Annotated in this window: 8 protein-coding genes and 1 pseudogene; all 9 read right to left on the bottom strand. The window is 35.8% G+C overall.

The window, feature by feature from the left end; genetic code table 11:
• Nucleotides 1-600 (bottom strand): annotated as a pseudogene (locus RT405_RS10350) (ornithine carbamoyltransferase); the annotation flags it as partial.
• Nucleotides 601-651: 51 nt separating this feature from the next.
• Nucleotides 652-1,980, bottom strand: coding sequence for an arginine deiminase (locus RT405_RS10345; RefSeq protein ID WP_313469532.1), 1,329 nt, complete (start codon nucleotides 1,978-1,980; stop codon nucleotides 652-654).
• A gap of 325 nt (nucleotides 1,981-2,305) precedes the next feature.
• Entirely contained in the window at nucleotides 2,306-4,135 is a 1,830-nt protein-coding gene (locus tag RT405_RS10340; RefSeq protein WP_313469530.1) for an acyltransferase family protein, read from the bottom strand.
• A 482-nt stretch (nucleotides 4,136-4,617) separates the two neighbouring features.
• On the bottom strand, nucleotides 4,618-6,117 hold the full coding sequence (locus RT405_RS10335) for a glycoside hydrolase family 32 protein (RefSeq protein WP_313469528.1): 1,500 nt from the start codon (nucleotides 6,115-6,117) through the stop codon (nucleotides 4,618-4,620).
• 29 nt (nucleotides 6,118-6,146) lie between these two features.
• Complete coding sequence (locus RT405_RS10330; protein WP_313469527.1) at nucleotides 6,147-7,763, bottom strand: ABC transporter substrate-binding protein; 1,617 nt, start codon at nucleotides 7,761-7,763, stop codon at nucleotides 6,147-6,149.
• Nucleotides 7,764-7,791: 28 nt separating this feature from the next.
• Nucleotides 7,792-8,673 (bottom strand): carbohydrate ABC transporter permease, encoded by an 882-nt coding sequence (locus tag RT405_RS10325; RefSeq protein ID WP_396163693.1) that lies wholly within the window; start codon nucleotides 8,671-8,673, stop codon nucleotides 7,792-7,794.
• Nucleotides 8,674-8,685: 12 nt separating this feature from the next.
• Nucleotides 8,686-9,609: an ABC transporter permease subunit gene (locus tag RT405_RS10320; RefSeq protein WP_313469533.1), complete on the bottom strand. Its 924-nt coding sequence runs from the start codon at nucleotides 9,607-9,609 to the stop codon at nucleotides 8,686-8,688.
• A 228-nt stretch (nucleotides 9,610-9,837) separates the two neighbouring features.
• On the bottom strand, nucleotides 9,838-10,812 hold the full coding sequence (locus RT405_RS10315) for a LacI family DNA-binding transcriptional regulator (protein WP_313469526.1): 975 nt from the start codon (nucleotides 10,810-10,812) through the stop codon (nucleotides 9,838-9,840).
• 145 nt (nucleotides 10,813-10,957) lie between these two features.
• On the bottom strand, nucleotides 10,958-11,712 hold a 755-nt coding region (locus RT405_RS10310), incomplete at its 5' end, for a PTS transporter subunit EIIC (RefSeq protein WP_313469524.1).

Below are 11,712 nucleotides of genomic sequence, written 5' to 3'. Positions count from 1 at the left end.
ATCAATGATTTCTTGGCTCGGGAACAAAGACTCAGGAGAAACGATGCGAATGTTCACACCCAAAATTGCTCCTGTTACAAGTAAGCTGTGGGCCATATTGTTACGCCCGTCTCCTGCATAAGCTAGTGTTACTCCTTCCACGTGTCCAAAATTTTCTTTAATAGTCAAGAAATCAGCAATCATTTGAGTTGGATGCCATTCATCTGTTAAACCGTTCCAAATCGGCACACCAGAAAATTCTGCTAGTTTTTCAACGTTGGCTTGTTTAAATCCTCGGAATTCAATCCCATCAAACATACTGCCTAAAACCTTAGCGGTATCTTCAACTGATTCTTTTTTCCCTAGTTGAATATCATCTTTTCCAAGATATTCCGGATGTGCTCCTAAATCGATCGATGCAACAGTGAATGCAGAACGTGTACGTGTAGACGATTTTTCAAACAGCAAAGCAATGTTTCTTCCTTCTAAATACCGATGCGGAATACCGCGTTTCTTTAAATCTTTTAAATGTTCAGAAAAGTCGATCAAATACATTAATTCTTCTTTAGTAAAATCTTTTTCGGCTAATAAGCTGCGCCCTTGAAATTTCGATGTGGTCATAATTGATTTCCTCCAATAAGATTATTTTGATTAGAATGTTGCTTTTTAATTTTATTTAGGTAAATCTTCCCGGATAAGCGGCATACTCATGCAGCGAGGGCCCCCACGTCCGCGAGACAATTCACTTGATTCTATTTCAATCACTTTGATCCCTTGCTCACGCAGCAATGCATTTGAAACATAGTTCCTGTCATAAGTGACAACTACTCCGGGTGCGATCGCTAATGTATTTGAACCATCATTCCATTGCTCACGCGGCGCTGCAATTGCATCTCCACCTCCACAAGGAATTAAAGTCAGTTCTTCTACTTCCAAAGCTTCTTTCAATACTTCTTGCAAGTTGGTTTTATGCGTTATTTTAACTTTTCCAGGTTCATCGCTTTTTTCAAGCATATAGGTGTCTATTGACCCTCCCAATCGTTGGATTCCAGGATGGATAGTAAATTTATTATAATCTACCATGGTAAAGACAGTATCTAAATGCATCATCGCTCTTACATTTGGTATCTTAATGGCTAAGACTTTTTCAAACGTTGCACCGCGATTAAACAATTCAATGGCCAATTCTTCAATGGCTTGTGCCGATGTTCGTTGCGAAATCCCGATAGCTAAAACTTTATCATTCAATACGAGTTCGTCTCCGCCTTCAATATTTGAAGTATGGTCGCGATTACGCCAAATTTCTACGTCCTTGCCCGCAAAGCGAGGGTGGTAGTTGATGATGGTTTCCATAAATAAAGATTCACGTTGACGAGCTTCAAACAGCATACGATTAATCGTCAAACCATTGCCTAATGAAGCAGCCGGGTCTCTTGTGAAGTACAAGTTAGGCATAGGATCCATGTAAAATGGGTAATCTTCATCATTTGAAACTTCTCCCAAGTGTTGCGTTTTATCTTCTGTAAAGTAAGAATCCGGCGATTCTGTTCTTGATTGTGCTGGGTCTCCGCCATCGTCTGATACATCACTTAAATGTTGTGATGCAGTTTCAACATCTTTTTTACGAATACCGGCCATAATCGTATTGACCATTTCTTGAGTATCCATCTTCAATAAATACTGTTTTAATCCTTCGTATACGCTTGGTGATTGAATGTTTGACTCGCTCATTATTTTTTCAAGGAACGATTCTTTGACATTGCCGGCATCAATTGCTTCAGCCGATAGTTTTTCAAGATACAAAACTTCCACGCCATTATCTTCCAGCACTTTAGCAAAAGCATCATGCTCTTTTTGAATAACAGGCAAGTGCGGTATATCGTCAAATAATAAACGTTCCATAATCTCAGGAGTGAGATTCTCCACCTCTTTACCGGGTCTCTTCAATAAAACCGTCTTTAATTTTCCAATCTCTGACATGACATGAATCGGTTTATCCACTAGTATTTCCTCCTCTGATTTATTTACACCTTTATGATAACGGTAACATTCGAAAAAGAAAAATAGTATGCCGCAAACGAAATGTCGATTTCACCACATTTTTCGACCCTCTTTTCATATATATTCTCTATACAGTATATCCCTAATAAAATGAGTGATTATACTGTATATTCATTTATTTTATACAGTTTTTATAAATAATTTATTTTTTTAATATGTCCTTCTTTAGGCCGTTATATTAAAAATAAATGAGATTTTGTCTGATCTAACGCAAATTTTATAGCAAAAAAGCTCAGTCTCTTTTTATGGAAGAGACTGAACTTTCTTAATTTAATAAGCTTTTAGCTATCAAGACGGCATACTGTTCTGCGCCGGTTTTATTTGGGTGAACTGCATCTTCATAAAACCAGTTAGCTTGGTTTGTACTCGTGGTGCTCCAATCAATCAAGTGAATACGCTGCTCGCTTTTCGCTAAGGATACCAGCTTTTGATTGACACTTTCACGCCAATAACGCGGAACATGAGTTGTCAGAAAATACACTTCTTTATCTTTTCCAATAGCTCCCACTAAATCTTCCAGTTGGTTTTTCGTAAAGTCCCCATTAGAACCTAACTCGATCACGACCGTTTTATTCAATTGCCGATCTTTTTTTAATTGTTGGACAACAGGAACCGTTTGATACAATTGACGTCCTACTTTTCCGTCAATCGTTGCTGCTGGGAAAAATTGTACCAATTCTTCTGAAGCACTCAACAAAACGGAGTCACCAATAAAAGTGACTTTTTTATTGGCTAATTCACTCAACTCTTCTGTGTTAAAAACGCCGTTTGCTAAAGCTTCCGCTTGAATGCCAGTTAACTGTGCTTCTTGCAACAACTGTTCATTCTTTTCAATCACTTTTTTGACTTGTTGCGAAGCATGATCAGGATCAGACGGTGAAATTGCAAAACCAGTCAAAGCTGATAAAACAACTACCGCACTGACTGCTAAAAATCCTTTTTCTTTTAAATGAGCTTTACGTGGGCTTTTCCATAATTGCTGCAGCCATTTTACTCCCTTTTGGAACATTCCCTGCCAATTGCGCATTTCAATAAACCGATACGTTACTTCAGCTAAACCAAACGTAAGAACCAACACTAAAAGCAGTTGTCGTGTACCAGAAGTTGGTTGCCCATTTGCTTGTTGTTGGATTAAAACATTGAGCGGATAATGCCACAAGTATAAAACAAAACTGCGCTTACCCAGCCATGTAACTGGCTTAAAACGAAAAAGAAAGGATAACTTAACCGTTGGCTGAGCAACGATAATGATCAATATACCCGCTAATAAACTAAACAACAACATCCCGCCATAATAATTAAACGGGCTTTGATCAGTCACATATTTCATCATGATCCCTATCAAAAATAGCGCCACTAGTCCTATCATTTCCTGCCATTGTCGTAATTTTTGAGATACTTGCTTTATTTGTAAAGTCGCTAACGGAAAGGCTGCCGCAAATCCGGTTCCTACCCATAATGAGAACAATCGGGTATCTGTTCCATAATAAACACGGCTTGGATCAACTCCCGGCTGATACAACCAAGCCATTAAACCAGCAGATAAAAGTGTCAAGATCCCGATTGCTATTAAACGTGCCCGTTGGGTAGGTAGAAAGGTAAATAAACCCCAAATCACTAAAACAATGAGGATATAAAACTGCATCTCCACTGCTAGTGACCATAAATGGACAAAAGGAGACGGCGTTGTAAACCGATCAAAATAAGAATCGCCTTGGATAATTTGCCACCAATTATTAACAAACAAAAGGGCACTGACAACGGTTCCTTTTAAATTGACCAGTAATTCTCGATTAAACCACGTAATCCAAGCTAACGCCAATATCAGCATAAACAACGTTGAAGGCAATAAACGCTTCACTCGTTTTTGATAAAATGATCTTATATGTAGCTGCCCTGTTTGTTTTATTTCGCGTATTAATTTATCTGTGATTAAATAACCCGATAATACAAAAAACAAATTTACACCTAAATAACCGCCTGGCATCAGTTGTGGAGCTAAATGATAGATGATAACCCCGACGATGCCAAGAAAACGAATACCGTCAAGGCCCTTGACATAGGGTCTGTTCGTTACTGTTTGCTGTTTTTTCAATTTCTACACCTTCTTTTTTTCCTCTTCTTATAGAATCAAAATGACTGAATGCTCGAAAAAGTTTCAATTGAAATGAATTTTATTATATTTCTAATTATACTAAAGAAACCCTAAGTTTACATTAAGACTGTGTCTTTCTTTCAAAAACAACATTCTGCTACCATCGTTTTTAAATTATTTAAGTATAAGACTAAAACAAAGTCTTCACTTATTAAAATCGATTGATCTTGTATCTCTTAAGAATAATTGAAGAACAGCCTCAATTTTGGTCCCTTTTATCTGAGAAATCCCCTCTCTATTAATAAACTGTTAACAAATGAAGTAACCTCTTTTTCTCATTTCACCTTTTCATAAAACATAAAAAATAGAAACAAATAATCGACGAGTCGCGTCTCTTATTTGTTTCTATTTCAATTAGCTATTGATTTATCAGCCTTACTTCCGTTAATAAAACCCTATTGCCTCTTTCTCGCTCTACTGATCTAAATCACATCAATTTCAAACATGTCTAAAGAATCAATTCTGGCTTTCCCTATTGCTTCCAGATAGATTTTTTCAGATTCAGCCGATAATGGATAAACGGTTGATGTAATCGTTTCTTTTCCATCATTGACAAAAGTTTCAATAGAACAGTTATCTAGAAAGATCTTCAATTTTAATTTACCTTCATTTAATGAACACAAAACTTTCCGTTTGTTTAAAGGTTCCGCTTCTTCACCGGAAATAGGAATGCCACTTTGGAAACGGTCGAATTCCAGCTCATTAGTTTCTGTATGGTAAGTTAGCAAGGTCCGTTCTGTTGCACTTGCACGTAATTCAATTCTAAAACGAGTGGCTTCTTTAAGGTCAACAACTAGTTCGAGTACACCAACTTTGCCTGCTACTCCTTCAAATTCTCTTGTTTCATCTACTAATACAACTTCTTTGATTTCAGCACTCTTTTGATAATAATTAGAGATCTCAGAAATAGGCAGCTGTAACAATTGGCCATCTTTAATGCGTAATTCGCGCGGCAAAGTCATCGCTCCAACCCAGCCATGGTTTTCAGTATGTGTTGGCATATTTCGTCCCCACATTTGCATCCAAGCTACCATAATTCGTCTTCCTTGTTCATCTATAGTTGTCTGTGGAGCGTAAAAATCCAATCCATAATCGATCTCTTCCATAGATTCAACTTCAAATATTCCTTTTTCCCAATCAACTTTTCCAATAAATACAACACATGAACTAACGTTATGAAACTCATTGCCTGATTTAGGAATTTGAATTGGTGAAGTAACCAATACATCTTTTCCATCTAATTCAAATAGATCAGGACATTCCCACATAATACCTTGTTCTTTTGTGCCTTCCAGTAAAATAGATTTAAATTCCCACTCAATTAAATCTGTTGACTGATACAATAAAATTTGTCCAGTGAATTCTTTCGTTTGCGAGGCGATGATACTATAGTAAACTCCATTGCGTTCAAAAACTTTTGGATCTCTAAAATCTTGAACACGAGCGTTATCCGGCAAATCCTTTTCATCCAATACAGGATTTTGACTGATCTTTTCAAAATGGATACCATCTTCTGAAACAGCCATACACTGAATTTGACGAGATTGTTCTTCGTCTGATTGAGGCAAGTGTCCAGTATACATCAAATATAGTTTGCCATCTTTCTCGATAGCACTCCCTGAAAAACACCCTCCTTCGTCATAGTACTGATCTGGCGACAACGCTACTGGCAGGTTTTCCCATGTAACCAAATCTTTGCTCTTCGCATGTCCCCAGTGCATAGGTCCCCAAACGGTTTTATAAGGATAATATTGATAAAATAAGTGGTATTCTCCTTCATAATAAACAAATCCATTTGGGTCATTGATCCAGCCTACAGGCGCTGTTAAATGATAACTAGGACTATATGTTGTGATAACGTCTTCTTCTTTTTGTCTTATAAATTCATTTGCATTTTCTAAAGTGTAATTGGCTGTTTTCATTGAGTAAATCTCCTTATTCATCCATATTATTATTGTTTTTTAGTAAACTCATCATATCCTTTTTGTTTAATATCTAACCATTCCGTTAAGCCCATACGTTCTAGTTCTGCTAAATAGTCATCCCACTCGTCATCTATTTTACCGTTAGTAATCCATTCTGCCCGTTTGCGGTAAATGTAATCTTGCATATCGGCATCAATTTTACTGATTCGGTCAGTATCTTCTTGTGATAAGAAGACACGCGGGAAGATATTGTCATTGTTAACATACGGTAAATAAGTTTCTTTCATTAAATCTAAACGCCATTTAGCATCTTCCGGCATAGTAGTTACAGTTCCATAGTATTCATCTAAAACCGCTAACGGACCTGCTGCTTCAGTTTTTTGACGCAATTCTCCAGGCGCTGTCCCCTCTAAAGGCAAATGTTTTAACATTTGGTTTTCTTTATCAAATTCAAAAATATTTTGCTGCTCTTCATCTCCATAAGTTCCCCAGTTGTTTTGAACAGATTGAAGCGGTTCATACATCTTATCGACCCATTTAGCTGTTAATTCTAAGTTTTCATTAGCACTAGTAATAACAAATCGATCCCGACTAAAGCCCATACCATTTGTTCTGGTAACATGTTTTTCGCCTGTAGGTCCAGCTAAAACAGGTAAAACATCGTATTTATCATTCATGCCAGAAATATTGCCTTTATCCCAAGTAAAATACACACCATAGCGTTCGTCTTTTCCTTTAGCCAAGAATGTATTCCAGTCTTGTTCAAAAGCTTCTTTATCAATTAATCCCTTCGTTTGCATTTCGTTAAAGTATGCTACAGCTTCTTTATACTCTGGGTTGTCTGCAGTAAAATCTAGTTTCCCATCATTGTCAACAACTAAATGATCATCATTATCACCGATACCAAAAGCCCCAAACAACATTTTCATATCTTCATTTCCTGCTCCATTAATAAAAGAAATCGGAATTTCATCATCTTTTCCGTTTCCGTTAGGGTCTTGTGTTTTGAAAGCTTCCAAAACTTCCATTAATTCATCTGTTGTTTCCGGCATTTCTAAATCTAAATTATCTAACCACTCCACATTTATCCACGCCATATCGCTTACCGTATGAATCGATTCTTTACCTGCACCTAATTCTTCAATCCATGGAAAAGAATACATTTTTCCATCAGGAGCAGTAGACAACTCTTTGTATTCAGGATGCTCTTCATAGATTTTTTTTAAGTTTGGCATATATTGATCAACCAAATCATCTACAGGAACAATAATGTCATTTTTTGCCCAACTTAATAAATCGTAATCTCCCGCTGCAGCGTTAAAAATAGCATCTGGTAAATCCCCGCTCGAAATATCTAAATTGCGTTTTTCTCCAAAATCTGCTTGGTAATTAGTCCAGTCAATATGCACTCCTGTATCTTTTTCCAACCGTTTGAAAATCAGCTTTTCATTCGGATCTTGAGGCGAAATTGGTGAACTTTGTGTCATGAATTTTAAACTTGCTTCTTCTTTCAAAGGAAACTCAATATTTTCTAACCCTAAATCTTTTGTTGCCGCTTTGCCGCTGCCGTTTCCACAAGCTGCTAAAGTTAATAAAGCCGTACTAGAAATTAAAATAGTCCCTATCATTTTTCTTATTGTCATTTTGTTTTCTCTCCTACTCTTTATTTTTTTATCCTTTCACTGAACCCACTAAGATTCCTTTATCAAAATATTTTTGGAAGAATGGATACATAACTAACAACGGAAGACTAGAAATCACAATGGTGGCATATTTGATCAACTCTGCGATTCGTTTCAGTTCAGCCATTTCTGTTTGTGAACCAACCATATCTTGCGAAGGTTGATTTTGAATCAATATCTTACGCAAAGCGAGTTGGAGCGGTTCTAATTTAGGGTCCTTAATATAAATCATAGCTTCAAAGTAAGAATTCCATTGCCCTACAAAAGCATATAGAAACAGTACAAACATAATGGGCTTCGCTAATGGCATCATAATTTTAAATAGTATTTGAATATCGTTAGCTCCATCAATAATGGCTGCTTCAGTTAATTCATCCGGTAATCCCTGATAGTAGGTTCGAGCGAGAATAATATTCCAGACGTTTACTGCACCCGGTATGATAATGGCCCAAACCGTATTTAACATATTTAAATTTTTGATCAGCAAATACGTAGGAACTAATCCTCCACCAAAAAACATGGTGACTAAGAAAAATGTCATAATTGGACCTTTACCAACTAACTCTTTTTTTGCTAAGGGGTAGGCAGTGATCATGGTAATAAAAACAGTGATTACGCTGAATGCAAATGAATAAAATAAGGAATTGATAAAACCTCGAATAATTGAATCATCTTGAAATACTTTTTGGTAACCTGTCAACGTCCAATCTTTTGGATTAAAACTAATTCCTTTTGCCAGCAATACAGCAGGATCCATAAAAGAAGCGATCAAAACATAGCCTAATGGAATTATAGTAATCAACACCAGAAAGGCGATGATAATTCGATTAATGACTAACATCCTTTTATCAAATTTAGTAAAGTTCATCATTTTGTTTTCCTCCTATAAGCCTTTCCCATCATTAATGTGTTTAACGATATTGTTTACTGCAAAAAGTAAAATAATATTGATTACTGAGTTAAAGAGCCCTACTGCTGTTGAATAAGCATAGTCACCTGATTGCAGCCCAACTTTATAGACATAAGTAGAAATAATTTCAGAAGCCGGCAAGTTCATTGAGGTCTGCATTAAAAAAGCTTTTTCATAACCCACATTCATGATATTTCCTGCTGCTAGAATAAAAGTGATCACCATAACGGGTTTCAAAGCCGGCAAATCAATATTCTTAATCTTTTGGAAAATATTAGCTCCATCAATAGTAGCTGCATCAATTAAATCTGGACTCACATTAGCCAAAGTAGCTGTATATAAAATGGATGACCATCCCATCCCTTGCCAAATTCCAGAAAGAATATAAATACTTCTGAAGTAATCTGGATTACTCATAAACATGAAATTCTTACCAGTTAAACTACCGATAATTTGGTTAATTGGTCCACTGGCAGATAGAAAAATAAAGATCATCCCAACAATAACTACACCAGAAATAAAATTTGGTGCGTATAAAATCAATTGTATTCTTTTCTTCATTTTCTTATTCATTAATTGATTTAAAGCTAAAGCTAAGATAATAGGCGGCAAAAATCCTAATATTAATCCATATGCACTTAGTTTTACTGTGTTCCACAATAAAATACTAAAATTTGGAGAATGAATAAAACTTTCAAAATGTCTCATTCCTACCCAAGCACTGCCCATAATTCCCTTCATTGGATTGTAATCTTTAAAGGCTAACAATGTCCCATACATCGGAAAATACTTAAATACCAATGTCAAAACTAATCCTGGAATCAATAAGATGTATAAACTCTTATTCTTTTTGATATAATTCCATTTGCTTTTCTTCTTTGTCCTTTCTATTTTCATTGCAGCCGTTTTCGCAACTGTTTCCTCCAAGTAAACCCCTCCTTATTTATTTTAGAAACGTTTCCAAAAAACTTTTATTAATAATTGGAAACGTTTCAAATAAATGAGAAAAAATAAAAGCAGAAACTGCATTTATTTTTTGAAACGTTTCCAATCCTTTTTAAAAAAATAGTTTTTCTAAACTTTTATTGATTTAAAATTAACACAGTAAGCGTTTACTGTCAATAATTATTTTGTCGTTTTTCCATCAATATATTTTACTGGTAAAACAATACGTGATTCAACCGGTTCCTGCTTGATAATCTTCATTAAGGATTGTACGGAACAGATAGCCATTTCTTCAACTGGTTGTTGAATAGTAGAAACGATTAAAGGCCGATGCATTCCTAATTTTATGCCATCACATCCAATAACTTGAATATCTTCTGGAACTTTTTTTCCCATTTCAGCTAAAATTTCAATGACATCTAAAGCCATAAAATCGTTAATCGTAAAAATGCCATCAATTGTGGGGTGTTTTGTAATAAAGGCCATCACTTCTTTTTTTAATGCATGAACGGGTTCTGGCATTTCTAAACTGTAATTCGTAACTTTGCGTTTATCCGCTTCTTTTGAAAAATATTTCTGTCTGTTTCGAGTTTCATTGGGTATTTTAGAAAAACCACCTATATAAGCAAGCGTAGTACAGCCTTTTTCAATTAAATTTTCTACAGCAAGACGGCCTGCTGCTTCGTTATCAGCTGTTACGTAAACGACATCCTCTGTAAAATGGCGATCAATACTAACAAATGGAAGATTAGCTGAAACATATTTGTCTAAATCACTATACGTTATTCCAATAATGCCATCCACTTTATTTTGCTGCACCATTTGGATATATTCTAATTCTTTTTCATAATTATCTTCTGAATTACAAAGCAACAACTTATAACCACGATTTTCTAATTCTGCTTCTACATAATAAGCAAATTCAGAAAAAAACGGATGCCAAATAGTAGGTAAAATTAAAGCAACCGTATTAGTTTGATTCGTTTTTAAACCGCGTGCATATTCATTTGGCTGGTAGTTTAATTCTTTAATTGCATTTTCTACTTTTCTTCGTGTACTTTCTTTCACAGCACCTTTATTATTAACAACTCTTGAAACTGTTCCCACTCCAACTTTTGCTAAAGCAGCAACATCTTTCATTGTTGGTGTTGACATCTTTCCACCTCTTTTCTTTCTTACATCTTTTCTCTATACTACAATCTCTTTCTGCTAAATACAATCTCTTTCAAAAAATTATGTTGATTCAGGTAAATTAAATAACCAACTGCTCTTTTATGTTTCAGACTGGCTTGTGTGCTTTTTAAGACTCTACATGCAAAGCCGTATCAGCTTGTTTTTCAATTTCTCCTGCTTCGATCAGCAATTGTCTTTTTTCAACTATTTTGAAAAATGGCAGATAAATCAGGTAAGAAATAAGAATCGTGAAAACAGACCAAATAGCAGCTGGTATATTGCCATTAGTCGCTAAATAAGGTCCGATAATAGGCGGAATTGTCCATGGAACAAGAAAAACAATTTTTCCGATGATACCGGCTTTCATTAGGAGGTAACTACTAGCCCCTAAAATCATAGGAGTAGCAATAAAAGGGATCATCATAATCGGATTCATTACGATGGGAAATCCAAAAATAACCGGTTCATTGATGCAGAAAATTGCTGAAGGAAAAGACATTTTTCCAAGCGACTTGTACATTTTACTTTTTGAGCGCAACATAGCCAACACTAATCCCATCGTGCCGCCAGATCCACCAATGCTCATAAATAAAATCCAAAAACCATCTGCTACTTCATAGGGAATGGGCTGGCCATTTTGAAAGGCAGTTGTATTTGCAGCTAAATAGCTTAAAAAAATCGGTGTAGCAATACCCGCTAAAACATTTGGTCCATGGATACCGCAACTCCATAAAAAACAAGCTAGTAAAGTATAGACCATCAAGCCTGGCAACGTACTTAAACCAAAGACGAGCGGTTGAAAAACCAACTGCAGAATTTCGTTTAAATTAATTCCTAATAGAACATGAAAAATCCAAACAAATACAATCACTGCCCCTGCCG

It is taken from the genome of Carnobacterium sp. (assembly GCF_032094055.1).
Lineage (GTDB): Bacteria > Bacillota > Bacilli > Lactobacillales > Carnobacteriaceae > Carnobacterium_A.
Note: the sequence above shows the minus strand (reverse complement) of the source record. Positions and strands in the feature narration are given on the sequence as shown.

Coding starts and splice junctions, on each gene's coding strand:
- RT405_RS10315 (WP_313469526.1), bottom strand. CDS start 10,812: ATGTCAACACCAACAATGAAAGATGTTGCTGCTTTAGCAAAAGTTGGA.
- RT405_RS10330 (WP_313469527.1), bottom strand. CDS start 7,763: ATGACAATAAGAAAAATGATAGGGACTATTTTAATTTCTAGTACGGCT.
- RT405_RS10325 (WP_396163693.1), bottom strand. CDS start 8,673: ATGATGAACTTTACTAAATTTGATAAAAGGATGTTAGTCATTAATCGA.
- RT405_RS10335 (WP_313469528.1), bottom strand. CDS start 6,117: ATGAAAACAGCCAATTACACTTTAGAAAATGCAAATGAATTTATAAGA.
- RT405_RS10320 (WP_313469533.1), bottom strand. CDS start 9,609: ATGAAAATAGAAAGGACAAAGAAGAAAAGCAAATGGAATTATATCAAA.